The organism is Peribacillus sp. B-H-3 (genome assembly GCF_048572925.1).
In the GTDB taxonomy this organism is placed as follows: Bacteria; Bacillota; Bacilli; order Bacillales; family DSM-1321; genus Peribacillus.
Genome location: NZ_CP183879.1, coordinates 2,416,285 through 2,441,078, shown reverse-complemented (window position 1 = coordinate 2,441,078; position 24,794 = coordinate 2,416,285). Strand labels below are relative to the sequence as shown.

Sequence of the window (24,794 nt, the reverse complement as noted above, 5' to 3'; positions counted from 1 at the left end):
CTATATTTCGTCCTCTTCGTTCGAACTAGGCTTTTGTCCAGTGGATTGGCGATACTTGTTGTACTCACCGGTAAAATGTGGGCGAGTGTTTAACATCCACCACGGTGCCCGTATTAACACATCTTTCAATTCGCGATTTTTCAACGGAGCAATCGGGGAAAGGTATGGCACACCAAAGGAATGTAATTTACATAAGTGAATCACAATTGTGATAACACCAAGCATAATGCCTAGCAAACCTAGCGTTCCAGCGAGAAGAATAATAGGAAAGCGCAATAACCGTAATGCAATTCCCTGTGCATAGCGTGGGACCATAAACGAGGCAATGCCTGTAAGTGCAACAACGATCACCATCGGTGCAGAGACAATCCCTGCTTGAACTGCAGCCTGGCCGATTACAAGCGCTCCAACAATACTAACCGCCGCACCGACCTGTTTCGGGAGACGAAGTCCCGCTTCGCGCAATGCCTCAAATGTTATCTCCATCATAAGGGCTTCCACAAAAGCAGGAAAAGGTACGGTTTCCCGTGAGGATGCCATGCTTAATAACAAGGTGGTAGGCACCATCTCCTGATGATGGGTAAGAACGGCCACATATAACGATGGCAGTAAAACGGACACTAGCATAAACAGAAATCGCAACAAACGAATCGCTGATCCATTGAAATAGCGGTTATAATAGTCATCCGCTGATTGAAAAAAAGAAAAGAAGCTTACAGGAGCAATTAAAACAAAAGGAGTTCCATTGACTAAAATAGCCACTCGCCCCTCCAAAAGATTTGCCGAAACTACATCAGGACGTTCTGTAGTCAGCAATTGTGGAAAAGGAGAAAGGGGATAATCTTCAATCAATTCTTCGATATAACCGGTTTCTAATACACCATCAACTTCAATACGATTCAGCCGGCTTCTGACTTCCTCTATCAGTGATTTATCTGCAATACCTTCAATATAGGCAATGACTACACTTGTTTTCGTATAGCGCCCGACATTCGATGATTGCATTTTTAGGTCAGGGCTTTTAATTATTCGCCGAAGCAAGGAAGTGTTGACCCCTAATGCTTCTACAAATCCTTCCCTTGGCCCTCGAATCACTGATTCTGCCGAAGGTTCTTCAATACCACGCTGTTCCCATTTGGCTAAGCCTAATGCAAATCCGCGTCTCTCTTGCTGCATTAGCAGGACAGGATTCCCGATTGAGATATTCTCTATACACTGTGCGAACTTATTAATTTCCTTTATTTTTGATAGATGTACCTTTTCTTCTAAGACATCATGCGGGCTGACCTTCCCGAGTGATTTCGACATAAGTGTGGCAAGCACATTATTTTCGATTTGTTCAGTATTAGATAAACCTTCTATATAAATAAGCGCTGCTTTTGTTTCGCCTCCTATCAAAAAAGTTCGGAATGCCACATCAAAGCAATCCTCGTATATGGAGCGAAGAATTTGTAAGTTTTTATACAAATCGGAGTGAAGCAAATCGTCTTTATTCGTAAATTGCTGTTGTTTAATTGGTTGGCGCTTATGCATTAATTTTTGAATTTTTTTAAACAACAGAGGACAGCTCCTTATTAGTACTTTAATTTCAAAACTGCAAAATCTTATACACCTTTTGAAAAGGACGTATTAATCCATTTTAGATATTGAAGACTTGTTGCTAAGCCTGCTATTGGCTTTTTTCTTCTGTAAATCTCGCTTACGAAATTTAGCAATAAGCAGTAACAATGCAGGAAGTACAGTTGACATAAGTGGCACATATAAAGGGAAAACAATCTCGGAAAATTCAGTCTGTTCTTGAAGGTTATAGAATTCCCATATACTGAATAGTGATATTAAAAAACCAAGCGGCAATATGATTGGCTTAAAATCTGATAGCCGTAACCATTGGGCAGTCCCTAAAACGAGTGCATAATAAAAAACTGTAATTTTGATGAACGCCCCAAGCAGCCAAACAGCAATGATTGCTGCCTCAAGGTGTTCGAAAAAATCGGATAAGCTGATATAACGTATAGCCTTAAAAACAGGATAGGTATAACTGAGTGTTAATTCACCAAAGAGGAAAATATTCAGCAGATTGAGACTAACGAGACTTAACATAACGGCAAAAACTGTGATTATACTCCACTTCACCGCCTTTTGACGATCTTTTAAATAAGGAAGAAGCATGGCCATAAGGAAGACTTCACTGAACCACGCCTGCGGGGCAAAGGCTCCCCTAATTATGGGCATCATGCCATTCTCCATAATTGGAAGGACGGTCTTAAAGTCCAGGTCCTTAGAAAGCAGCATCATGAACACAGGAATAGGCAGAATAAAAAGAGGAACAAAAATCAGGGCCGCTCTTCCTATAACCTCCACACCACCACTAACAGCCATGGCGGATACTAGGATAATACTTCCAATGATTACCACCATCGGAGTTTTTGGCAAAAAAGAAATAATAATAAAAGTGGCATATTCCCTCATGATAAATCCACCAAGGTACAGAAAAAACAGAATGTAGGCAAATCCAAGGATTTTGGCCAGGATTGTCCCGATTATATGTTTGCTGTATTCTATTATAGTTTCGTTTGGATAAATTTCATGAAGTTTATACAATATAAAAATGGTGAAAAACCCCATTAAGGAACCTAGTATCGGGGACATCCACATATCTCGTCCTGCATATTTGCCTGTAATCGCAGGTACAATGAGAATTGCTGTTGCATAAATAGTCGGATAAAGAATAAGTGCCATTTGAAATGCAGATATTTTACCTTTCTCGATCATCTATATCCCTCGTTTATTTTTCTTCTAGTATCTCCCTTATTTCTTTAAAAATTCCTTCCGCTATTATTGGAACAGAATTTTTGTGTTAAATATATTTGGATATCAGTTATATCTGAATATCGGAATGCTATTGGCAAAGGCAACTGGCAATTAAAAAGGGAAAAAGACTTTCCAATTTTATAGGAAGCTCTTTTCATTACTTTCATGCTGGCTCCATGGGTTAAAGGATATGTTCAATCTCAAAAAGGATTTTCCATCCATAATGTTGAATTACACCATATTGACAAAACTAACCTATCCGTAGTTCAATAAACCGAGTCAACAAAAAAATAGACATGAGTTAATAAGCTCCAGTTTTTCAAATGAGCTAGATAAGCATCAGACACTTGCTCTGTAAGGACTTCTACTATGTGATCCTCCGTCCTATCCTCATTCCATGGTGCAATTGAATTTTCTGTCCATCCTAATTTCCCAGAGGGATCTACTGCTACGGCATAACTTTTAGCATCTTTATTTGCAATATAATCAGTTCTAGAAATCATCGGAATGTTATCTTCCTTTAGATCTAATTGATGTCCGAAAGTAAAGTGTTCCTCCATGGTAATCCTGCCACAAATCCATGCGTTATATCCGTAACGTTCATGAATTTTTGCGTATTCGTCTGAAAAGAGATCTGCTCGTTCCGTTTTCAAATAATCTCCAACCACTTTGCCATCCAATGAAGTTAGCATGTGGCAGATAATATAGGGTCTTTCCAATGTTATTCCTCCTTTAAACTAAATCGAGTAGGAGGCGCGTCACCGCGCCGACCTCTCACACCACCGGCGGTTCGAAAGTTTATGAAATCACTGTATGAAGACTTTTCAAGCCACGGACAGCCCAGTATTTATTATTCATTGCCTGCTGATGTAATGCTGGCGTATTGGAAAGGCGCCAGTATCCCTTACGGGTATTGGCGTTTATATACGCTTCTCCCCTCATTATTCCAAGTTTCATCAAGTTTCTATATTTTGTTTTCATTTTCTTCCACTCTTTCCAGCGGCAGGCTCGCGGTCGACGCCTTACGTGAGAATCAATTTTATGTGAGTACATTTTGATATCTCCGATACCAAAGTAGTTTCCCCATCCTTGAATCACTTCGTTTACTTTCTTAATTCGAAAGTCCATATCAACTCCCCAGTTACGGTTCGTTAACTTCTTTAATTTCTCTTCAAATCGTTTCTTCGACTTCTTTGGCACGAATACTCTTATTTGTCCGTCCTTTCTTTCGATAAAAACTCACACCTAAGAATATTCGTGCTATCGGCTTTCCCACTGCGCTCTTCTCCTCATTCACCTTTAGTTTCAGTTTCTTTTCAATGAATTGAGTGACACCAGCACCAGCTTTTACTCGTTCTCCTGCTTTTTGGCTTTTAACGTAAATATTACAGTCGTCTGCGTACCGGACGAAACGATGACCTCGACTCTCTAATTCTTTAACCAGTTCGTTCAACATAATTTTGCTAAGTAATGGGCTTAGTGGACCTCCTTGCGGTGTTCCTTCTCTATTTACCGTCACTACGCCATTTTCCATGATGCCTGCCTGCAGGTTTCTTCTAATTAATTTCAGTGTTGGGCCTTCTTCAATGAACTTTCTAGCTTGTTCGATTGCTTGGTGAGCGCAGCGGTTCGGTCTAAAGCCATAACTGTATGGACTGAACTGATTCTCAAATATTGGCGTTAAAACCTGAACGACTGCCTGTTGGAAAGTACGGTCTGTAACCGTTGGGATACCGAGAAGCCTCTTTCCTCCGCTTGGTTTAGGGATTTCTACTCTTCTTACTGGTTGAGGCTTGTATTTTCCTTATTTTATAAGCTTTATTAAGTCTGTTCCATTTTCTATTAAGTAAAGGCGAGTAGCTTTTATATCTTTCACATCGACTCCTGCTGCACCTTTGTTTCTTTTAACCTTCTTAAAAGCTTGGTTCAGATTATCCTCGTCCGTAATATGGTCAATGATTGTAAGTTGTGATTTCATATTGTTCCCACGTTCTCAAGGTTGCACGAGGTTAACTCCACACTTTATGGAGGAATCCTGTTTTCCGCACGTTCTTCCTGTCATAAAGTCATAAGTTGGCTGTGTCTTTGTTTCCTCGCAAATCGCTCTAACGTGGTCGCTCCTTTCGTTCCTTCCTTTCCAATCCTGCGGACTCGTCCTGGAGCAGAAACCTCGAATGTGATTCGTGTACCTCAGACCGAGGGTTTGCCTAGAGCTTCCTTCAGATTCCACGTCACCATGGACACCCTTGCTTTCGGCTAATGGTTCGCATATCCCAACGCCCATAACGGACTTTCACCGTCTAGTTGATGAACATGCCTGGCACACAAAAAATAATCCCTCTTAATAAAGAGGGATTTACAATTAAGCATGTGCTTCTTGATTTGAAGTTTTTACAATTTCTAATGACTTGATATGGTAACCATCTACCTCCATTACCTTAAACTCATAGTTTCCATTATATATCTTTTCACCTTCGGCAATATCCATTTTTTGTGACAATAAACAGTTTTATTATGATTGGGCTATACCTGTGATAACTACTGATACAAATTTAATAAATCAAGGTAAATCCTTTAATATAGATGGAATCGTTGGTTTTATAGGGATTGATTATAAAGGGAATCAAGCAGCATGCTTTGCAAGATGGTTTACTAATATTGAATTATCTGTTTTAAAAGGGAGTTATGAGGAAGAAGATATTTTGTTAATTTTTAAAAACGTTAGTGCCAGTTGATGAATACTTTATAGAAAGTTTAGGCAAGCAATCTTTTTCTACTAGCAGCTTTACTTCCCGTTTCAAACAGCCAAAATGGGATAAAGTTGATGAGGTTACACGAGTTTCATGGTATGAAAATGATATTACATTTCTAAAAAAGTTGATTATTGATATTCCGATATCTATTCCTCATAGATATGATGAATTTTTTTTAGACTCCATAGGATATCAAGATCACCCCACAGGTACAGAATTACATCTTTTTTATAGGTCTCAATTAAATTATACAGATGGATTATGGCTTTGGATTGCACCCCAAAATTTATCTGACCCTCTACCTAAGAGTACTGGACATTGGATTGTCAACACTAAACTAGACAGTTTTTATAAGGTGTCCCAGTTTATACTCGCTAGGGCTTATGTAGCCTAACGTTCCGTGAATTCGAATGTGATTAAACCAATGAACATAATCCTGAAACTCTCTTGTTAACTCTTCTAAACTGGCAAAATGGCGACGTTTTACGAACTCTGTCTTGATGATTTTAAACGTTGCTTCTGCCACTGCATTATCATAAGGGCAACCCTTCATGCTCAACGATCGTGTGATACCGAACGTCCTCAGAGCGTCGTCAATCAGCTTGTTTTTGAATTTGCTGCCACGATCCGTATGAAAATATGTAATCTTTCGAAGGTTCCTGTTTATAGACGATAAAGCCTGGTAAACCAAGGCCGTATCTTTATTCGGTCCCGTGCTGGAGCCAATGATTTCGCGATTAAAGAGATCAATAAAGACACAGATGTACTGCCATTTCCCATTGACTCTTATATAGGTTAAATCGCTTACCACGACCGCAAGCTCTTCTGCCTGGTCGAATTCACGATTGACTTCGTTCTTTTGATTGGATTCATTACAGCTCTTACTATGCGGTTTGAATTGGGCGACCGTATATGCAGAGACAAGTCCCTGTTCATCCATTATTCGGCCAATCCTGCGTCTGGACACCTGATGCCCAAGCTTTTTCAATTCAACCTTGATTTTTCGTGTTCCGTAGTTCTGGAGGTTTTTATGGAAGATGTCGATGACAGAGGATGTCAAATCGTCCTCGGAAGCTCTCTCTTTTGCTTCATAATAGTAGGTGCTTCTGGAAAGCTGGAGGACTTTGCACATTCCTGATATCGAGTATTTGTGGTGGTTATTTTTAATCACATTTACTTTCGTCCTAGTATCAGCGCGGCTTGCTTTAAAATATCATTCTCCATTTGAAGCTGCTTGTTTTCTTTGCGTAGTTGGATCAGTTCTTTTTCGTTTGGTGATAGATTGTCTTTTTCCTTGAATGAACCGGTCTTCAGGCTCTGACTCACCCACTTATCTAAGGAAGAAGGCGTAAGATCATATTCCCGAATCAGATCCTTTCTTGGTTTTCCATTTTGGTAAAGCTGAACAATCTGTTGCTTGAAATCCGCCGTAAATGTCCGGCGTTCTTTTTTAGTCATCGTAGATTCTCCTCTAGTATAGTATCTGTAGTCTACTTGACCTTAATTTTTCTGTCCAACTTAGTGTAGCCTATCTAGGGTCTCCCGAGTTGCGGTATCATATCAATGTATAACGTGCCAAGGTCTCTGACTCCAGAGAGGTTTTATCCTTCTCGCCTTAACGAAAGATAAAATGTAGCTTTCTGCTGTGCGTAACTCATCAGCCCTCTCGGTTTACTAACATTATGGAGCTCAATCCCTTCAACCATTTGGCTTTCGGCCCGCCACCTAACTGTCTACGCTTAAAGACTAAAGTTACCTTTAGCCCTCCAAGACTCGCTACGAGCGAATGGCTATTTCTTACTCGACGGGAATCCCACCCGCTATATGATACGACCTATGCTCGGCCGCACATGCACCCATTAGTTTAAGTACAATGTTTCACAAACTTGCTTTAAAGTGAAACAATCTTTAATAATTAACTGAAAATGTACCATTTCTGATTCCATTCAAAACCCCTCACACATATTTCTGTTATTTTGCATATGTAACTTTTGAGCCCTATGGAAGTGGTTCATTTACTCTAAATGTATATTTGCATGAATTATGTGGCGGCTTGGTGAACCGTCTATTTTTTATTTTCCTGATTGCTTGTCCAATCATAAATTCTAAATTGAAATAAGATACAGTATAAGTTCTCAGGAGGTGATTCTATGTCTGGTTTCGAACGTGAACGAAATGAAGGTGAAAGACACGAATTTGAGTGTTGCCGCAGATGCCATGAGCACCGTCATCGTCATATTCATCACCATTTCCACCATTTCGGCAATCGCTATTCTCATCGTTATTGGGATGAGTTTTTCCGGGATTATTAACCTCGAGTAAATTGCGTTTTTCTTCAACTGGTAACAAAAAAGCCTATTAATGATATTATCCCCTTTAAATAGACAGTGTAAAAAGTCCGTAAAGTTAACTGGGGTGTTACACTACTGTTTGGAGGGGATTTTTCTATGGCTATAAAGGGACAAAATTTTCAACACTACACAGAAGAATTTGAGTTGAAAGCAATTGAAATGTACATAAACGGGGAAGGCAGTTATGATTCTTTGTCTAAACATTTGGGACTAAGGAGTTCAACCCAGTTGAAAAATCGGGTGAAAAAGTTTGAAGAAGGCAAGCAGCTGATAGACCAAAGAGGGAAACATTCGTCTACCGATAATCCCTTTAAAGGACGGCAAAAAATGAAGTTTCAAAGTGTAGAAGAAGAACGGGATTATTATAAGGCTCAGGTCGATTACTTAAAAAAGCAGTATCCAAATCTTCACGGGGCGGTGAAAGTAAAAAGGCAATAAGATTCCAAATCATTCATGAGATGAAAGGAACATACCCTTTAACCTGGTTAGTTGAAATAGCGAAGGTTCAGCGATCAGGTTATTACAAATGGGTGAAAAGTAGTAAGGTCCGTGAAAAGAAGAAGGAACAGAATCAGAGTCTAATGGATGAGATACTTTCCATCCACCTCAAACATAAGGAATTTGGTTATCCAAGAATGATGACTGCACTGAAGGAAGAAGGATTCGAGGTCAACCATAAGAGGGTTTACCGATTAATGAAGGTGATGAAAATCCAATCGGTGATTAAAAAGAAATGGAGATACTTTGGTAAAAAAGGATCCACGGTTTACCCGAATTTGGTTAACAGGGAATTTAAAGAGAGAAAGGAAAATGAAGTATTAGTAACGGATATTACTTACATCCCATTCCAAAATCGTTTTTATTACCTGTCGGTTATTCAGGATATATATAATAACGAAATTGTTTCGTGGAAGATATCCAACAGGAATAACATGAAATTGGTTTTGGAAACCGTGGAAGATCTTAATAAAAAAAGAAACGTGCAGGGAACCATCCTCCATTTGGATCAAGGCTTCCATTACACGTCTAAGAAATACAACAAACGATTAAATATGGCCTATTGGGCAGCCACTCTCGCAAAGAAACTGCCTAGATAACGCCTGTGTCGAAGCGTTCTTTTCCCACTTTAAAACAGAAATGTTGTATCAAACCGATTGTAAAACAGAGGAAGAATTAATACAAGCGATAGAGACATTTATGTATGAGTACAATTATAAGAGATTCCAAAAACGACTTAACCATCGTGCTCCAGTGGAATTCCGAATCACGATGGCTGCATAGTCTTTTTTAGAGCTGTCTACTTGACGGGTGTAAGTCCATAATTGGGACAGCCTTTTTAGACTAACCTAGTTAAATATAAAATAAAACACCTTCGAAATGGTACACTTAATTCAAGTGCAATTCGAAGGTGTTTTTGCGAGGGCAAAAATGTATATTCAAGTGAAACGAAATGGGCACAGTCCTCTTCCGCCCCCAGTGACAATGGCGGTTTTGCCGCTTAAATCAAATAATTGCTTGATATTAATGTTAAAGCCCCCCCAGTCGGTACACTTCTCCACAAAAATGAAATCTATCCGTGGTCCTTATTAAAAATGTCCTCAGTGATGATCCTTTCTTCCCCGTGTTTCCACTTAGATAAATAATCGGTTGTTAAATCCCTTTTATAACGTTGCTGCTTGGATTATTCTATATCTCCTGCAATTTGTTTTCTCTCCTCTACCACCATTCTTAACCCGCCCTTTGGCCTTAAAGTTATTGAAGGAAAAGGTTTCACTATTTGCCCTGGTGAAAGTACTAATTTATACTTTTGAAGTATGGCCGCAAGAACAAGAACGGCCTCCATTAAGGCAAAGTGATTTCCAATGCAGACCCTTGGCCCGCCGCCAAATGGAAAATAAGCAAAGGATGGAATCGTCCTAAGGTAGTTATTTTCAAACCTTTCAGGAATAAATTTTTCCGGCTCCGGAAAAAATTCGCTTTTTCGGTGCATAATATATTGGCTTGTAAGCACCATATCGTTTTTCTTGAATTTATAGCCATTTATTTCGATATCTTTTTCAACTTTTCGGCCAGTAAAAAACCCAGGCGGATACATTCTTAAGGATTCCCAAACAACATTTTGAGTGTATGTCAGCTTCATAAAGTCTTCGGGTCTCGGGCTTTTGTCCCCTAACAATTCATCAATCTCCCTGTACAGTTTCCCTTCTGCCTCTGGGTTTTGTGAGAGTAAATATAATGTCCACGATAAGGCGTTGGCAGTCGTTTCATGCCCGGCAAGAAATATCGTCATCAACTCATCACGGACCTGCGTGTCCGTCATGCCAATTCCATCCTCTGACCTGGCAGCCAAAAGTATCTCCAGCATATCCTTTTCGCTACCCATACCTTCTCTTCTTTCTCCAATCAGGCTGTATAGGACGTTATCAAGTTGTTTTACTGCTTTTTTAAATTTGCGATTGTTTTTGGTTGGAATCCATAATGGAAGGCTAAATAAATTTCTCATTCTTTTAATAGCCATTCGCATAGAAGTTTCTATTGAATCACCAATAATCTGATAGCCATCTTCGAACTCTTTGCTGAACATGGTTTTTGATACAATGGCAAGAGTAAGATCCATCATATCGTGAGTGATAATCCGCTCCTCTCCACCTTTCCAGGCTGATGTATAGCTTTTAGCAATGTCTATCATATCCTGGCCGTACTTCATGATATCAGTCTTTTTAAACGAGGGCTGAATCATTCTTCTCTGACGTAAGTGAAATTCTTTTTCACTTGTCAGTAACCCCTCACCTACAATAGGTTTCATCGACTTAAAATCGTCTGACTTAACAAAATGATTTTGCTTAGTGACAAGTACTTCTTTAATCATCTCTGGATTTGAAATAAAGTACACCTTCTGAGATGGGCCAAAACGGAATTTGGCTACCTCGCCATACTCAGCAGCCAGGTCAGACATGAATCCCAGTGGATCAGCCTGGAACATTTTTGTATGGCCTGTAAAGAACTTTCCTTTAGGACCCAGAGCCTTCTTTTCTGCATTGTCCAATTTTGTAATTCACCCCTGATTTTTGTATGTAATCCTATCATATGGGGGAAAGAAACTATTGCTTGTACTTTTCGCAGAAAAATTTGCATCTCCCAATATTAATTAAGCCTTCCCCTTCCTATGGAAATATCAAGGAAGGATGCATGCCATTATCGGGACATTTAATTTCAAAGCGACACCTACATTTTCTTAAAATGAGTATTTTACGCAAAGATAAATTGTTAGTAAAAAATTCTATTCCTTATAATAAGAAATGATTCTCCTGCTCTCCTATCTCCTTCGTGCAAGTGTTTCAAGCATCTTGATTAATGCAATTAGTGCATGGAATACTTAAAGTAAAGGAATGTTACCAGAGAATTTATTAAAGTATAACTCCATTAGGATGGGAACTTATCAACTTCATTGGGGGGATCGATTCGTTCAAAAGAAGTTTCCAACTAGAATCCGTGCGGTTGTTAAACCAGAATAGTTCTAAAATTCCCTTTACGTTGTAAATCCTCGTTTGGCTGGTACGGTGCCCCCATATGAAAAAGCTGCTATAGAGACACCACCGATCTTCAGCTAAAGTACTCGTTAGTTGTATAACTGGGGACACACCCATTTGAAAAATCAATCAAAATAGACAGGTTCATGTGGATTATGTAAATGTTTAAAGGCCAATTGAATTTGTGATTCTGTATTTCTAGCTATTGATAATGATGGTAGTTCATTTTCAGCAAAAAAATCAACTGCACTCGTTTCAATTCCTTCTTTAGGTTGTCCACCAATTATTTCACATAGGATAAACATTTTATAAACGTGATAAAGTGAAGGGGGGTGTGGATGACACTTCTTATCAAGGACACCTAACAATTTAATTGCTTTAACATCAAACCCTGATTCTTCCTTTACTTCTTTGACTACAACTTCACTGGGAGCTAATCCTATGTCGCCCCAACCTCCTGGTAAAGACCAATCTCCATCAGTGTTTTCTCTAACCATTAAAATCTTATTATCTCTAAAGACAACTGACCTAATATCTACCTTAGGAGTCGCATAACCAGTTTCATTGGCAAACAGTTCTTTTATTACTGTCTTGTTCATATCTGTTTGATGCGACAATATTTCAACGCTTATATTTCTCACCAATTCAAATCTTTCCATGTCATATGCATCTTTGGAATAAGTTAATCCCGCCTGTGCAATGGATTGGAGTTGTTTCGCCCATTCAAGCCATTTATGTTCTATTTATTTCACCACCAATTCAATAATACCTAAATATTACCATAAATACTTGGGAGTTGATAATAACATATTCAGCTAACCTGCTATGTTAGAACAAGAAAAGCCTTACTACTTTCTTGAAGCAAAGCACCCGTTAGTAAAAAAATATATGTTTTTTACTGATTTACATTGAAGTAATTATCGTAGCCAAAGCAAATAGTCCGAGTATAGATAAACCTAAAAAACAGGTGACTAAAGAAAAAAGAACTGCAATATCGGGTACTCTGTATTTAATAAAGACGTAAATTCCAAGTGGAATGCCAAAAAGACCTGCTTAAATCCAATATAAGTAAGCGATTCCCGGACTTAGTTCCGTTAATTCATCTTTAATCCAATATGTATATATGAAACTAAACTGATAAAGCAACGATATCATCGAAAGTCCTACAAGTACTTTTTTCCTCATTATCTCACCATTCCTTCATTTCAATATTTTACCACACAGAATTAAGCTACCCTGTTTTTGGCTGGATTCTCCATAAAAAGAGGCTGCCTAAGCAGCCATTTCTTCACCAACTAATGCACCCTTTATTTGAACAAGTATGAATTTTTATAAAAGTGTATCGATTTTTCAGCAATAACCTTTCCCGTTACTTATGCATAATCTATTATTTCTACTTTAAAACCATGACTACAACGAATTTTTGGGCTGTCACAAGATGGAATGAAGACTCAACATGTACGAGTTGTTATTTCAGACCATCATGTCAAGGAAATGCATGCCCTTTAGAAAGAATAAAATCGAATAGTACACCTTGCCCATTATTAAATGCTACGGTACACTTATAAACCATTCCATCTGAACCTATCACAAAAGAATTTGGATCGCTGCGTAGCATTCTGAACCATTCGGCCTTAAATTTTGTTTATAAAAATCGAAGTTAAATCCCCTACTTTTAGCTAATTCATATTAAGGGAATAATTCTTTTGTGTCGCATAAATGGACAGCGCCGTTTTGTTCTCCTTTGAGATTTAATACTGCAACAAAATGTAAAGAAAATCGCGTATCCTCTTTAAAATTCTTTTCTATTAAATCAATGTAATCAGGCATAACACCAGCCACTTCTTGATTAATATTAGAACGGAGTATCACACTAAAATCATGATCGGTTTCTTTAATATGGATAAGATTATTAAGAATTGTACTAAATGTTTTTTCTCCATCTTTATGCCCTTAAACAATTATATATAGACTGATTGGGTATAACTCTTTATTTATGCCAGTTTTATATTTGACCTGATTTTTATGTGTATCTTATGTAAAAAGACACTCCTATGAGTGTCATAGTGTTTGGCGCATCATTGAAATTAAGGAACTACTGGAAATTCATCTCTTATATCACTAAAATCATGATTAATAATTTCAACTAATTCAAATTCTTTGTTCTCATATTCGAATTTCAAAATGCAACAATTACCAATTTTCGCTTGTTGTGTAATTGAACTAGTATGTTCCCAATTTCTCATAAAATTTTTACAAGATGCTCCATGAGAGACAGCTAAAACAACTTTATAATCTTCTTCCATTATTTTTTGACAAGTAGTAGTCATTCTTAGTTGTACTTGTTTTTGATCTTCTCCGCCAAACTTAACAAAGAAATCATTATAAGGCAGTGGTGGGTTTAAATCTTCACTTTCCCCTTCAAATGTTCCAAAATTCCATTCCTTTAATCCTTTTAGTCTTGTATATGGGATATCCGTTATAATTTCTAAAGTGTCACTCGCTCTTTCGGATGTTGAACAATAGGCATGATCAAATATAATCTTATGATCCTTAAAATAATTTGCAGCAGCCTCTGCTTGTTTAACTCCTAATTCCGTTAGAGGTGAATCACACCAGCCTTGAACTTTCCTTCTTTTATTAAATAATGTTTGTCCATGTCTCATTAGATATAACGTCTTATTCATTCATATCCCCCTCATTAAATTCTAAAAGAACATTTTTAAAAAATTCACAGTAAAATTTAATTTCTTATATATTATCCAACAAATTGTTGTTGAGCGTTATCATAATCCTCTTAAATCCTTGCCTAATACTCTTATATCCCCGCTGGTCCAAGAAACGCTTTTAATATCAAGGATTTCTATTAATTTCTTACATATATCTATATTATCAAAGAACCTAAAAATTCGATAAAATCACAATTTGAATATTTAAAACTATTCTGTCATTCTACAGTACTAAAGAACTCAGTATATCCGTTCATTAAATCCTTATCTGGAAAGTTGATTCGCAGGACTAAACATGTAGGTTCTCAGTAAAATAAAAGCTAAACTTAATATCAAGAATAGAAATCCACCTAATACGACGTACTGTGTACCCATTCCTGATATAACTAATCCGCCTGCCGATGTACCGGTTGTTACTCCTAAGTTACCGGATGCTAGAAACAATCCATTCGAAAATTCAGGGGCTTCTGGAGCTGCAGAAGTAATCCAATATTGACTAATATTATTTCCTATAGCCACTGCTATTCCAAAAATCAAAACAATTAATGCCATAGGTACAGTGAACTGTCCCATTAAGAACAATAAGATGTAAATGGCCCCTAATACGAATGGAAAAGATGCTACAGATTTTATGGCATTTTTAGTAAGCAACTTCCCGGCGACGATGTTTCCTATTATACTTGCCCCACCGAATATGAATAACACTAAACTAATCGTTTTTCCGGGTATATTCGTAATGGTTTCAAGATACTCAGCAAGGTAACAACTAACTCCATACATCGCTGCATTTATAAAAATGACAGCAGCAATGGATAGCCAAGTAATTGGTTTTTTTAATACACTTAATTGATATCCATATGAGATTCTTTCCTTAACAGGCATAGATGGTACAAATAGTAATATAGCAATGAATGCTATAGCATTCACGATAGTAAAGAATAACATTGCCATTTCAAGCGAAGTTGTACTAGCAATAAAACTAGAGACTGGTGCACCAAGTACCATCCCTCCCGTTACTCCCATAAATACTTTGGAAGTAGCTTTTGGAGCTTCTTCCTGGCTAACTGATGCTGCTGCTGCTGTCAAAGCTATTGAGACATAGACTGGATGTAAAAAGGCTGGAATCACACGAGCAATTAATAATATTGTAAAGTTTGCTGCAAAAATGGAGACAATGTTACCCAGAACGAAAACACCAAGTACAAGTAACATTGCCTTCTTGCGATTTATACCCGAAAACAATAACGGTAAACTGGGCCCAGATATTGCAACAGCAAGTGCAAAGAGACTCACAAGAAAACCTGTTTTGGATATACTAACATGAAAATGATCAGCAATTAAAGGTAATATTCCAACAATACCCATTTCGGTATTCAAGATTCCGAAAACACCTATTGTTAATATAAATATAAGAAAATTATTCCCTTTAGCCATAAAATTTTATCTCCTATCTTCATTAATGATGAACTATTAAAATTAACATTGATTAATCAACATCTGTTTATTATTTTAAATAGAAACTGGCTGATTTCAATCGTTAAATGAAAGCGATTTGTTGTTTATTGAACAAATGAATCGAAATTGTTAATTAGCTATATGAAAGCTTTTTGACCTCTCAATGTCTAAAGCGGATAGAAGAATTACGAAAAGGTTATTGCAGAATAGCTCGGTATTTTATTAGACAGAAATTTATAGTAATTTATCTACATTTCAAAAAAAAGTAAATAACCTGAGTCCATATCTATGTGGGACTCAGGTTATATTTGTGTTTTATCTTGGCTGTTACTTGATTTGTAGATAAATGAACCTTACTAAACAAATTTTTCTTTATTTGTATTTTTACTTGACTCCTTTAATGACGGGGACTCAGCCTCAACAAACAATCATCTTCACCGGGCTTATCTGCCTCGGGAAGTATTAGTGGTAATCAGATCCAAATCCCCTTCAATGGGGTACACATTTCTCAATTTTTCATTCGAAGTAAATACTACATCCACAGAACTTTCTGGTTCATTAAAAAAATACAAGCTTTGTCCTTTTAAACATGCTACAAATAAATGATTATCAAAAAATGTAATTGCTGATGGAGCCCATGTATCGTTTCCTGAGTGAAGGTATGTCTTTTCCATCCCTTCTTGTTCCTCATCGCCAGTTATAACTGGTCAACCATAATTTTTTCCAAGCTTAATGATATTCATCTCATCATGAGCAGATTCGCCATGCTCCGAGCTGTACATAATTGTTCCATTATCATTCCAAGCTAACACCTAGAGATTGCGATGCTTATATGAATACACATAAGAATTAGGGAATGGATTATCCTCTGGAATTGAACCATATATAATCATTCTTTATATTTTTCTGCTGAATTATCTAATCTTATGCAAATTCTCCTTTGTGCACCCATCCTGTCGCTACATATAAATATCCGTCAGGACCAATGGTAATTCTACCGCCGTTGTATAGCTCATGACCTGGATTTCAAGTAGTACATTTATTTCCTTCCGGGATTCACCGTCATATAACACCTGTATAACCTTATTGGCCAATCCTGAATCTGTTCTGTACCTATGATATAAATATGCTAGTCTACTATCTGAAAAATGATCTGCAAGAGCTAAAGTAAGCCACTTCCCCCTTCTGTACAATAGGATCAGACGTTTGGACAACGTACCTTTCAAGTTGACCATCCTTCATTACGGCAATTTTTCCAATAAGCTCAGGCATAACAATGAAATTATCATAATTTTTATACCCCATGGATAATGCAAATTATCAGCCAGCACTTCTCCCCCCCCAGTCTTCCGTTGACATACCTATGAATCGAGATGCTGTACTGATAGTTTCTGTTTCCGTAACTGCAGAAGTCTCTTCTCCCGTTGCATCAGTTCTATTAGGCTCCTTTTTCACTTTGACAATCAGTAATACAAGTATGAAAAAAAAATAGTATAAATGTTTCACTGTATTGTTATCTCCAATAGAAGCTTAAATGTTCGTTGTTCTTTTAATAAATTTAAAAAAGTTTTACTAAAATTACTGTTTTATTTTATTATTAGCTGTTGTAAACATTTCCTGCAGATAGCTCCATCAGTCATGGATTCTTTTTTTGTGAATAGTTGTGCAATCTTTATAAAAAAGTTCTATCAAAATATTTTATTAACAGTGATATAAAAATGTTTTATCTAGAATTATCATTCTAAAAGGGTTAAACTTTTTCAAAAAACGGTTCGACTTTTTATAATCAGGGCAACTTTATTTAAAGTCGACACCTAGTAGTAAGATTGAGGATGAACTGTTAAATTTGATTTAAAAAATCTAAAAAAACATTTTCATTATTGAGATTTCATCTATCAACTGATGCAGAGCTATTTTCCAGTTTTATTTTTCTCAGATTCTGGATAACGATCTCCTACAATTTTAATATTCTCTAGGACTTCATTAATCTCTTGCATTTCATCCTCTGAAAATTCAATTTCCGCGGAGATATTATTTTCTTTAATTCGCTCAATTTTTGTAGTTCCAGGAATAGGAACAATCCAAGGTCTTTGTCCCAGTAACCAAGCTAACGCAATCTGAGCTGGGGTAGCGTTCTTTTCTTTTGCTATTTGTCCTATAAAATCGAGAACTATCTGATTGGCTTCCATCGCTTCTTTAGTAAATCTAGGTAATCCTGCTCGATTATCATTTTCACTAAAAGACATATTTTTATCGAGTTTTCCTGTTAAAAAACCACGTCCTAAGGGGCTATAAGCAACAAGACCTATTTCGAGTTCATCTAAAACCTGGAAAATTTTCAATTCACTTTCTCGCCACCACATGGAATATTCACTTTCAACAGCGGCTAAGGGTTCTACAGAATGAGCTCTCCGGATAGTTTCAGCACCGGCTTCTGAAAGACCCCAATGTTTTATTTTACCTTCTTTTTTGAATCTTTGAATGGTTTGCGCGACCTCTTCAATTGGTACATTTTGATCAATACGATGGATATAATACAAATCAATATAATCTGTTTTTAATCGTTTTAGAGAGCCTTCTAATGAGTGACGCAACGTTTCTGGACGGCTATCAGGTATGTTGGTCAAACCATCAATTTTAAAGCCCCCTTTTGTCGCGATTTGCACTTTATCTCTGCGTCCGAATAAGGCGTCCCCTACTAATTCTTCATTCGTATACGGTCCGTAAACTTCAGCCGTATCATACATCGTTATTCCTGAATCAATCGCTGAGTGAACAACTGAAATCATTTCATTTCGATCTTTTGCAGGCCCTCTATGGTAGTTCAGTCCCATACTACCAAATCCAATTTCGGATGTTTCCAATCCGTTTTTTCCTAAAATTCTTGTCTTCATAATTTTTACCCCAATTTTCAAAAATTCTTAGCTAGTCAGCATCAAAAACAACAAAGAGGAGCTTTTCTACCTCTTCAACATCTGTCATTCTTCAATCCAATTGATACCTGTTTGAATTACCAACTTAATAAAAAATATCAACAATTTTGATTGATTTTAACGATTGCAAGCATCCTATGTCATTTTATAATTATTGACCTCTAGATTTTTCTACAACAGTCCGAGCAGGTTGAGGTGTAACAGAAAGTTAAGATAATCCAGCACACCCTTTTGGAGTCATGTTCACATCGATAGCTATTAGGGAGTTCATTTCGACACTGTATTGATCAATTCCTTTTATCTTAGCTCCATCTACCAGTCAATACTTCTGTTCGATCTGTTGCAGGCGAAGGTGTTCTTGATAAATTAGAAATTTCTTCATACATTTCATCTGTCATTCTAAAATCGGCAGCAGCCAAGGAATCTTCTAATTGGCTTAAATTACGCGCTCCTATGATAGGAGAAGTAACAACTGGATTAGCCATTACCCATGCAACTGCTAAGGTGGAAGGTTTCACATCATGTTCTTGTGCATAATTAGTGAACTCTTCAGCTGTAACATAATCTTCATTGGCTCCGTAACGGTCTTGGTAGCGGGCATTCTCTACAAGGCGCCCCTTCTCAGGACGTTTATTCAATCCATATTTCCCAGTAAGAAGTCCACCTCCAAGTGGGCTATAAGTAATGACTCCGATTTGTTCAGACTTCGCCAAAGGCATAATTTCAACTTCTGATTGGCGTTTTACGAGATTATACATAGGTTGGATTAATTCAAAACGAGCAAGTTGCTCTTTCGCAGAAATTCCTAATGCTTTTGTGATTTGCCACGCTGCCCAATTGCTTACTGCTGGGTAAAGAATCTTTCCTTGACGCTGTAAGTCATCGAGTGTCCGCAGTGTTTCCTCCATTGGAGTTTGTTCATCAAAATCATGGACGAAATAAAAATCGATATAATCCGTCTTTAAGCGACGTAGGCTATTTTCAATACCTTTCATCATATGTTTTCGGGACAAGCCTATATCATTCACATCAGCACCCGTGTTCCAAAACACTTTTGATGTCAAGACTATTGAATCACGCTCATGTGCAATGCATTCACCTAAAATTTCCTCAGAACGCCCATAAACATCGGCAGTATCGAAGAAGTTGATACCAGCTTCCCGACAACGTTTATACATGGCTTTAGATGTTTCTTCGTCAGCATCTCCGCCAAAAGACATTGCACCAAAACATAAATTTGAAACCTGAATTCCTGTTTTTCCTACTGTACGGTATTCCATAAATAATGTACCTCCAAAATTTATTCGTTCTTTTGTTAAATGAAGGTTAATCAAGTTTTGTTACATACTTCATCCAAAGTTCACCATCGGCCTAATCGTTCTCCATAATAAATGGCCATCTGCAATATTCAATATCGCCCGGATGGAGTTCTCTTGCTTCCTGTCCCCATTCCTTATAGTAGACACGACCTTGTGTTACAAGGAGGGTCTGTCCGTCCTCATTCATTACTGGTTTATTTTAATTTCCCGCCAAATACCGGGAAGAAGCTATGCTCACCATAATTCTTGATATGCTCTACATTCTTCAAAGTCTCCATATCTGCATCGCTTATAGCAAAATCAAGATCTGCATTGTTTCTCATGTGATTCGGATTTGCCGTCTTAGGAATTACTACAAGACCAAGCTGGATATCATAACGCAGGCAAAGCTGAGCAACAGATACTCCATACTTATCAGCCATTACCTTTACCTCTGCATGATCGAGGACTGCACCGTGTGCAATTGGTGAATATGCCTCTACCAGGATGTCATTCTTCTGACAGAATTCAATTAGTTCCAAAGGAGTATTGCTCACATGTGCCAATACCTGATTTACCATAGGCTTGATCTCACAGCTTGCTACAATATTCTCTACATCATCCTGTAGGAAGTTAGAAAGACCGATTGCCTTTACCTTGCCTGATCTATAAGCATCCTCCATTGCTTTCCATACTTCTTTGTTTTCCTCGAAGTAGCGGTGCCCCTCTCGGAACTCCATCCAAGGCTGCGGGCTGTGGATAATCAGAAGATCAATGTAATCCAGCCCCATCTTTGCTAAAGACTCATCAATGGACTGCGTAACTGCATCATAGGTCTTTGCTTCTGCAGCAACCTTTGTCGTGATGAAAAGTTCTTCTCTTGCGATACCGCAAGAACGGATTCCTTCGCCTACACCAGCTTCATTCATATAAGCCTGGGCAGTATCAATATGACGATATCCGATAGATACCGCATAACACACTGCCTGTGCTGTCTGTGCATCGTCAAGGAGCCAGGTACCAAGACCTAATTTTGGAATTTTTACACCATTTGATAATTTGTAAGATTCGTTAAACATGCTTTTGTCTCCTTGAATTGTTATATTTTTTATAGTCCTTGTCTTAAATACTTGTTTTTCCCATCTCATTAGAACTTTCTTCAAATGAAATATAGATGCTTGACTCTCCAGCGTTTATTGTATCCATAACAGCTTTGACAATCTTATCAGTAAGTTCTTTCATTTGTTCTTCGGTCCTTCCGGTAAAAGTTTTTACAATAATATGTGGCTTCGCCTATTTTACTCTCTTAATTTTCTGGAATAATTTCATTGATGCAAGCTAATGCGTTTAGTGTTCTCGGAAAGCCCATATATGGGAGGCAGTGAGTGATGGCGGTGATCAACGTTTCCTTGTCATTGCCTACATTTTTGTTACCAACCACATGGGACTTTACTTGGCTTTCACAACCACCCAGCGTACTGATAATACAAAGTGTCAATAACTCCCGTGTTTTCAAATCAAGTCCCTCGCGAGTGTAGAAATCTCCGAAGCAAAATGCGGAAAGGTATTCCTGCATATGCTTTTGATTGAATGGGGCACTCTCTTGCATTTTCGCAATGATATCACCAAAAATCCCCACCTGTACGGATAGTCCTTTGTCAAAGCGATTTTCTTCATCTACAGTCTTTTGGCATTCAACTGGTAAAGTAATATTCATTGCTTTGAAAACCTCATTGACTTCATTGATGGCGTTTAATGTTTTAGGAAATCCGATGTATGGAGCACACTGATAAACGGCCTCTTTAATTTCTACAGGTGTCAGTCCAACGTTCAGTCCAGCAGCTACATGTGCTTTGAGTTGCTGCAACGTTTGGTTCGTTGTAAGCACGACCACCGTGATAAGTTCACGCTGTTTGTCATCCAGATTTCCCTGATAGAAAACTTCTCCAAAAATGAAGCGTCTTAGAATGTCATGAAAATCAGGGTCGGTAGTATATGCGGCAGGTTCTCTACCGCCAAATAGATGTTTGCACTTTTCCTTACTCTTTTCAATACGATTCATAAATAACCTCCTTCTTGGATTTAAAACCTAAAAAAAATTAAATATTGTTTGATTAATCAACATCTGTCTATAATTATAAAAAGAAAAAGGATGCTTACAATGGTTAAATGAATGCTTTTTGTTGATTATTCAACAAAACAATCTGAAATGTTTATTATTCTTAGGAAAGTTTGGTGTTCAATTAATGGCAAAAGTGGATAGAAGAATAACTAAAAGCCAAGAAGCCATCAAAAAGGCTGTTATCGAACTAATGATTGAAAAAAATTTTGATGACATTACAATTCAAAATATTGCAGATAGGGCAAATGTAAACCGAGGGACCATCTATCTTCATTACTTGGATAAGTTTGATTTACTGGATAAAATCATTGATGAACATATTAATAAACTAAGGGTATTGTGCGAATCATCAGTAGAAATGGATTTAGATTTTGTAGATTCGAATGTAGGCTGGTTCGAATACTTTGAGAGCAACTATTCATTCTTTTCAACGTTGTTATCAAGTAGTAAAGCGTCTGCTTTTCGTAGTCGGTTCCAAGAGCTTCTCATCGAAGAAATGAAAAATGATATTGACACTACAAAAGTGATAAATCGAGAATTGAATGAAGAGGTTATACTTCAATTTATTGTTACATCCTTTGTAGGAATTGTGGAATGGTGGATCACAAAAGGGATGCCTTGTCCACCTCGTGTAATAGCAGTACAGCTAGGGATTTTGTTAGACAGGAATTTATAATTCCTTTCGGGAGCAGGCGCTTGATTTTAAAAACAGTCAGGGTATAGTAACTTCTACTTTTCCTTTGATAAAGATCTGCATCATCCAAACTTCAAATCAAAGAGACAATCGGATAATGTGATCCGCCAAAAAGACCTCATTTAAATTCAGGTAGGAATCCTGAATATATCCCAGCAGGCGATTATGCATTTTTGCAATGACAACACCATACTCTGAGCGCCTTGTAGAAATGCTATTTTAAATATGTTCAGTAACGCTTGAATAAAAATGTACATATTTGCTTTCGTTATACATACTAGTCATGAGGTGACTAGCTATGTATCTATCATTAAATGTCGAGGTTGATTTTGAGATTAAGAGTCTTTCTGACTTACCAAAAATTAAACAGATCATGGAGCATTTGAAAATGAAAATTAATAAGAGTAAATTGGCAGAGGAATTAGGGCACTAGCCTAGTTAGGCTGGTATGTGGCGATCTTTTTTTAGATGACGATATGATGGAGGTTCTAGCCATAAAAAAGCTTGTGGAGAATAAAATAAGGGCTTTCTCCACAAGCTGACAAGAGGTTTCATCTTGTCTTAATTACTTTATACAATAGACTTTCCTGCCTCAGCTAAAGCATAGTGAATACCATGCTGGAGGGTTCTGAAGCATTCAAATTTTGAAAGGTTAATTCCGGATTGAGTTAGGGTGATACCCAATTCTGCAGAAATCCCTACCAATATAGTCTTAATACCAATTAAAGAAGCAGCTGCTCCAATTTTTTCGATAAAGTTGGCAGTATACTGACTTACTTCCATATCTAAACCAGTTAGATCTAGTACTAAAAAGTTTGCTTGGTATTGAGGGAGGTTAAACAGCGTATTAGCTATTAAATCTTCAGATCGTTCTTCATCATATTTCCCAAGAAGAGGAACAACCACAATGCCTTCTAATACAGGGATAACCGGGGAGGATAATTGTTTAACTAAATCCCTTAATTCCTTTGTCTTTTGTTCAACCATTACCTCAAGCTGCTTTATCTGTTCCGACTCTTTCTTCCTCGATAAATCATGGATATTATCTGTTACTGTTATATCGGATGGGTAATATTCAATAATGCTGTATTCATGCCCTTCTAGTTGGTCTTGCACAATTCTATACCAGATCTTCGTACCAAATAAACCAGTGAAAATCCCCGCATAATGAGCCGCTAAATATAAACCGCTCTGTTTTTTCCCCTGAGCTAAGTTAATCTTATATTCCCAGCTGTCTTTAATTTCTGCAATAAGCGTTTTGGATTGAAAATCAAGTTCCCTGATCTCTGTTCTTCCCCAGCCTGCTGACGCATATGTATTGGTAATCCTTTTTGCTGCTTCAATTACGCTTAATTGCTTCATCCTTTCAAAATATTCACCAACCACAAGCCCCTGACGATAACCAGTAGTCTCAAACACAAGTTGGGTAGCCTCTTCTCCCGAAATTTCCTCAATGGTATCAAAAAAGGTTTTCATTGCACTTGAAATCCAGAATAAGACCGCGTCTTCTCCCTCAAAAGTAAATTTCCCTTTATCTAAATCCCAGCCAAAATCTAGCCCGCCAATATTAATGTTAGTATTATGATTCATTTAAAATTCTCCTATAATATATTTGGTTTACTTAACAGAATTATTATAGCATTATGATATTAATTATAAAATTAAAGCCGCCTGCATTTGGTATGGACAAAACAAAATAGGTTGCCGAAAGCAGCTCTATCTTCTTAAACAAACGCACTCAGTTACTTTAAGTAGAATTCTTCACATTCTTGAAAAGTATCCAAAATGACGGCTGCTCTATTGATTCTGCTACTGAAATTTTTAGTGAGGAATGGATATCTGATGACGAGTTTTTGTCACCGAATCTGAAATTTATGGGAATAACAAACTCTATCATCAATTGAAAAAAGAACTTCGAATAAGAAAAAAATAGGGAGATTTTAGTCTTCCTATGTTTTCATTCATATTATTTGTCTGTTTGTTGTTGCTTCTTTTTCAAATACTCCGCGCGTATTTTTTCAAGTTGCTGCTTTTTATCAAATTTGGCAGGCGTCTGTTTTTCATGATACTTTGTCACAGCTACCTTACCTTTGGTATCCAATTGATATTTTCCCAATT

28 protein-coding genes are annotated in these 24,794 nt (G+C 37.4%); 6 read left to right on the top strand and 22 right to left on the bottom strand.

The window, feature by feature from the left end; genetic code table 11:
* From ACN6MY_RS12095 to ACN6MY_RS12070, 6 genes are all read right to left on the bottom strand, one after another.
* Positions 1 to 1,533 (bottom strand): spore germination protein, encoded by a 1,533-nt coding sequence (locus ACN6MY_RS12095; RefSeq protein ID WP_419884154.1) that lies wholly within the window; start codon positions 1,531 to 1,533, stop codon positions 1 to 3.
* A gap of 96 nt (positions 1,534 to 1,629) precedes the next feature.
* Positions 1,630 to 2,772, bottom strand: coding sequence for a GerAB/ArcD/ProY family transporter (locus ACN6MY_RS12090; RefSeq protein ID WP_419880431.1), 1,143 nt, complete (start codon positions 2,770 to 2,772; stop codon positions 1,630 to 1,632).
* 305 nt (positions 2,773 to 3,077) lie between these two features.
* Positions 3,078 to 3,530 carry a hypothetical protein gene (locus tag ACN6MY_RS12085; RefSeq protein ID WP_419880430.1) on the bottom strand — a complete coding sequence of 151 codons (453 nt, stop codon included), beginning with the start codon at positions 3,528 to 3,530 and terminating at the stop codon, positions 3,078 to 3,080.
* Between the two features lie 79 nt (positions 3,531 to 3,609).
* Complete coding sequence (locus ACN6MY_RS12080) at positions 3,610 to 4,011, bottom strand: group II intron maturase-specific domain-containing protein (protein ID WP_419880429.1); 402 nt, start codon at positions 4,009 to 4,011, stop codon at positions 3,610 to 3,612.
* The gene (locus tag ACN6MY_RS12075) at positions 3,983 to 4,543 is read right to left on the bottom strand and encodes a reverse transcriptase domain-containing protein (RefSeq protein WP_419884153.1); all 561 of its coding nucleotides are present in this window, start codon (positions 4,541 to 4,543) and stop codon (positions 3,983 to 3,985) included. Before ACN6MY_RS12075 ends, ACN6MY_RS12080 begins: the two co-directional genes overlap by 29 nt.
* Before the next feature lie 72 nt (positions 4,544 to 4,615).
* The gene (locus tag ACN6MY_RS12070) at positions 4,616 to 4,789 is read right to left on the bottom strand and encodes a hypothetical protein (RefSeq protein WP_419880428.1); all 174 of its coding nucleotides are present in this window, start codon (positions 4,787 to 4,789) and stop codon (positions 4,616 to 4,618) included.
* A 553-nt stretch (positions 4,790 to 5,342) separates the two neighbouring features.
* Between ACN6MY_RS12070 and ACN6MY_RS12065 the strand changes: the two genes are divergently transcribed.
* Entirely contained in the window at positions 5,343 to 5,546 is a 204-nt protein-coding gene (locus tag ACN6MY_RS12065) for a hypothetical protein (protein ID WP_419880427.1), read from the top strand.
* A 355-nt stretch (positions 5,547 to 5,901) separates the two neighbouring features.
* On the opposite strand, the gene ACN6MY_RS12060 is transcribed toward ACN6MY_RS12065, so the two are convergent.
* Positions 5,902 to 7,022 (bottom strand): IS3 family transposase gene (locus ACN6MY_RS12060; protein ID WP_419880426.1). Its coding sequence is split into 2 segments (ribosomal slippage): positions 5,902 to 6,773 and positions 6,773 to 7,022, totalling 1,122 coding nucleotides; the frame shifts between segments, so codons are not numbered across the junction.
* Between the two features lie 717 nt (positions 7,023 to 7,739).
* Between ACN6MY_RS12060 and ACN6MY_RS12055 the strand changes: the two genes are divergently transcribed.
* The 4 genes from ACN6MY_RS12055 to ACN6MY_RS12040 all read left to right on the top strand — a co-directional run bounded on the left by ACN6MY_RS12055 (position 7,740) and on the right by ACN6MY_RS12040 (position 9,196).
* A complete protein-coding gene (locus tag ACN6MY_RS12055; protein WP_419880425.1) occupies positions 7,740 to 7,886 on the top strand; it encodes a hypothetical protein in 147 nt (48 codons plus the stop codon).
* 125 nt (positions 7,887 to 8,011) lie between these two features.
* Positions 8,012 to 8,353 (top strand): helix-turn-helix domain-containing protein, encoded by a 342-nt coding sequence (locus ACN6MY_RS12050; protein ID WP_419880424.1) that lies wholly within the window; start codon positions 8,012 to 8,014, stop codon positions 8,351 to 8,353.
* Positions 8,350 to 9,012 (top strand): IS3 family transposase, encoded by a 663-nt coding sequence (locus tag ACN6MY_RS12045; protein WP_419884152.1) that lies wholly within the window; start codon positions 8,350 to 8,352, stop codon positions 9,010 to 9,012. The genes ACN6MY_RS12050 and ACN6MY_RS12045 overlap by 4 nt, the downstream gene beginning before the upstream one ends.
* Positions 9,013 to 9,052: 40 nt before the next feature.
* Positions 9,053 to 9,196 (top strand): IS3 family transposase, encoded by a 144-nt coding sequence (locus tag ACN6MY_RS12040; RefSeq protein WP_419880423.1) that lies wholly within the window; start codon positions 9,053 to 9,055, stop codon positions 9,194 to 9,196.
* Positions 9,197 to 9,596: 400 nt separating this feature from the next.
* Here the strand turns inward: ACN6MY_RS12040 and ACN6MY_RS12035 are convergent, their stop codons facing one another.
* The 13 genes from ACN6MY_RS12035 to ACN6MY_RS11975 form a co-directional block, all read right to left on the bottom strand.
* Positions 9,597 to 10,961, bottom strand: coding sequence for a cytochrome P450 (locus tag ACN6MY_RS12035; RefSeq protein WP_419880422.1), 1,365 nt, complete (start codon positions 10,959 to 10,961; stop codon positions 9,597 to 9,599).
* Between the two features lie 609 nt (positions 10,962 to 11,570).
* Positions 11,571 to 12,188 (bottom strand): NUDIX hydrolase, encoded by a 618-nt coding sequence (locus tag ACN6MY_RS12030; protein ID WP_419884151.1) that lies wholly within the window; start codon positions 12,186 to 12,188, stop codon positions 11,571 to 11,573.
* A gap of 946 nt (positions 12,189 to 13,134) precedes the next feature.
* Complete coding sequence (locus ACN6MY_RS12025) at positions 13,135 to 13,275, bottom strand: hypothetical protein (RefSeq protein WP_419880421.1); 141 nt, start codon at positions 13,273 to 13,275, stop codon at positions 13,135 to 13,137.
* A 257-nt stretch (positions 13,276 to 13,532) separates the two neighbouring features.
* On the bottom strand, positions 13,533 to 14,132 hold the full coding sequence (locus ACN6MY_RS12020) for a histidine phosphatase family protein (protein WP_419880420.1): 600 nt from the start codon (positions 14,130 to 14,132) through the stop codon (positions 13,533 to 13,535).
* 306 nt (positions 14,133 to 14,438) lie between these two features.
* Complete coding sequence (locus tag ACN6MY_RS12015; protein ID WP_419880419.1) at positions 14,439 to 15,608, bottom strand: MFS transporter; 1,170 nt, start codon at positions 15,606 to 15,608, stop codon at positions 14,439 to 14,441.
* A gap of 464 nt (positions 15,609 to 16,072) precedes the next feature.
* The gene (locus ACN6MY_RS12010; protein ID WP_419880418.1) at positions 16,073 to 16,303 is read right to left on the bottom strand and encodes a hypothetical protein; all 231 of its coding nucleotides are present in this window, start codon (positions 16,301 to 16,303) and stop codon (positions 16,073 to 16,075) included.
* Positions 16,304 to 16,336: 33 nt separating this feature from the next.
* Positions 16,337 to 16,411 carry a PQQ-dependent sugar dehydrogenase gene (locus ACN6MY_RS12005; RefSeq protein WP_419884150.1) on the bottom strand — a complete coding sequence of 25 codons (75 nt, stop codon included), beginning with the start codon at positions 16,409 to 16,411 and terminating at the stop codon, positions 16,337 to 16,339.
* A gap of 177 nt (positions 16,412 to 16,588) precedes the next feature.
* Entirely contained in the window at positions 16,589 to 16,855 is a 267-nt protein-coding gene (locus tag ACN6MY_RS12000; RefSeq protein WP_419880417.1) for a hypothetical protein, read from the bottom strand.
* Between the two features lie 684 nt (positions 16,856 to 17,539).
* Positions 17,540 to 18,523 carry an aldo/keto reductase gene (locus ACN6MY_RS11995; RefSeq protein ID WP_419880416.1) on the bottom strand — a complete coding sequence of 328 codons (984 nt, stop codon included), beginning with the start codon at positions 18,521 to 18,523 and terminating at the stop codon, positions 17,540 to 17,542.
* A 341-nt stretch (positions 18,524 to 18,864) separates the two neighbouring features.
* Positions 18,865 to 19,842: an aldo/keto reductase gene (locus tag ACN6MY_RS11990; protein WP_419880415.1), complete on the bottom strand. Its 978-nt coding sequence runs from the start codon at positions 19,840 to 19,842 to the stop codon at positions 18,865 to 18,867.
* A gap of 233 nt (positions 19,843 to 20,075) precedes the next feature.
* Complete coding sequence (locus ACN6MY_RS11985) at positions 20,076 to 20,939, bottom strand: aldo/keto reductase (RefSeq protein WP_419880414.1); 864 nt, start codon at positions 20,937 to 20,939, stop codon at positions 20,076 to 20,078.
* Between the two features lie 43 nt (positions 20,940 to 20,982).
* Positions 20,983 to 21,102 (bottom strand): hypothetical protein, encoded by a 120-nt coding sequence (locus ACN6MY_RS11980; protein WP_419880413.1) that lies wholly within the window; start codon positions 21,100 to 21,102, stop codon positions 20,983 to 20,985.
* Positions 21,103 to 21,166: 64 nt separating this feature from the next.
* A complete protein-coding gene (locus ACN6MY_RS11975; protein ID WP_419880412.1) occupies positions 21,167 to 21,922 on the bottom strand; it encodes a carboxymuconolactone decarboxylase family protein in 756 nt (251 codons plus the stop codon).
* A 184-nt stretch (positions 21,923 to 22,106) separates the two neighbouring features.
* Here ACN6MY_RS11975 and ACN6MY_RS11970 point away from each other — a divergent pair, with 184 nt between their 5' ends.
* Complete coding sequence (locus ACN6MY_RS11970; protein WP_419880411.1) at positions 22,107 to 22,658, top strand: TetR/AcrR family transcriptional regulator; 552 nt, start codon at positions 22,107 to 22,109, stop codon at positions 22,656 to 22,658.
* Between the two features lie 588 nt (positions 22,659 to 23,246).
* Here ACN6MY_RS11970 and ACN6MY_RS11965 read toward each other — a convergent pair.
* Together ACN6MY_RS11965 and ACN6MY_RS11960 are read right to left on the bottom strand one after the other, a co-directional pair.
* The gene (locus tag ACN6MY_RS11965; RefSeq protein ID WP_419880410.1) at positions 23,247 to 24,266 is read right to left on the bottom strand and encodes an STAS domain-containing protein; all 1,020 of its coding nucleotides are present in this window, start codon (positions 24,264 to 24,266) and stop codon (positions 23,247 to 23,249) included.
* A 376-nt stretch (positions 24,267 to 24,642) separates the two neighbouring features.
* Positions 24,643 to 24,792 (bottom strand): hypothetical protein, encoded by a 150-nt coding sequence (locus ACN6MY_RS11960; protein ID WP_419880409.1) that lies wholly within the window; start codon positions 24,790 to 24,792, stop codon positions 24,643 to 24,645.
* Between the last annotated feature and the right edge of the window lie 2 nt (positions 24,793 to 24,794).

Bases quoted from the DNA above. Each gene is read 5' to 3' on its own strand.
- ACN6MY_RS11980 (WP_419880413.1), bottom strand. From the start codon at position 21,102: ATGAAAGAACTTACTGATAAGATTGTCAAAGCTGTTATGGATACAATA.
- ACN6MY_RS12050 (WP_419880424.1), top strand. From the start codon at position 8,012: ATGGCTATAAAGGGACAAAATTTTCAACACTACACAGAAGAATTTGAG.
- ACN6MY_RS11970 (WP_419880411.1), top strand. From the start codon at position 22,107: ATGGCAAAAGTGGATAGAAGAATAACTAAAAGCCAAGAAGCCATCAAA.
- ACN6MY_RS12055 (WP_419880425.1), top strand. From the start codon at position 7,740: ATGAAGGTGAAAGACACGAATTTGAGTGTTGCCGCAGATGCCATGAGC.
- ACN6MY_RS12040 (WP_419880423.1), top strand. From the start codon at position 9,053: ATGTTGTATCAAACCGATTGTAAAACAGAGGAAGAATTAATACAAGCG.
- ACN6MY_RS12010 (WP_419880418.1), bottom strand. From the start codon at position 16,303: ATGGAAAAGACATACCTTCACTCAGGAAACGATACATGGGCTCCATCA.
- ACN6MY_RS11965 (WP_419880410.1), bottom strand. From the start codon at position 24,266: ATGAATCATAATACTAACATTAATATTGGCGGGCTAGATTTTGGCTGG.
- ACN6MY_RS11975 (WP_419880412.1), bottom strand. From the start codon at position 21,922: ATGAATCGTATTGAAAAGAGTAAGGAAAAGTGCAAACATCTATTTGGC.
- ACN6MY_RS12020 (WP_419880420.1), bottom strand. From the start codon at position 14,132: ATGAATAAGACGTTATATCTAATGAGACATGGACAAACATTATTTAAT.
- ACN6MY_RS12025 (WP_419880421.1), bottom strand. From the start codon at position 13,275: ATGCCTGATTACATTGATTTAATAGAAAAGAATTTTAAAGAGGATACG.
- ACN6MY_RS12095 (WP_419884154.1), bottom strand. From the start codon at position 1,533: ATGCATAAGCGCCAACCAATTAAACAACAGCAATTTACGAATAAAGAC.
- ACN6MY_RS12015 (WP_419880419.1), bottom strand. From the start codon at position 15,608: ATGGCTAAAGGGAATAATTTTCTTATATTTATATTAACAATAGGTGTT.
- ACN6MY_RS11985 (WP_419880414.1), bottom strand. From the start codon at position 20,939: ATGTTTAACGAATCTTACAAATTATCAAATGGTGTAAAAATTCCAAAA.
- ACN6MY_RS11995 (WP_419880416.1), bottom strand. From the start codon at position 18,523: ATGAAGACAAGAATTTTAGGAAAAAACGGATTGGAAACATCCGAAATT.
- ACN6MY_RS12090 (WP_419880431.1), bottom strand. From the start codon at position 2,772: ATGATCGAGAAAGGTAAAATATCTGCATTTCAAATGGCACTTATTCTT.
- ACN6MY_RS12070 (WP_419880428.1), bottom strand. From the start codon at position 4,789: ATGAAATCACAACTTACAATCATTGACCATATTACGGACGAGGATAAT.
- ACN6MY_RS11990 (WP_419880415.1), bottom strand. From the start codon at position 19,842: ATGGAATACCGTACAGTAGGAAAAACAGGAATTCAGGTTTCAAATTTA.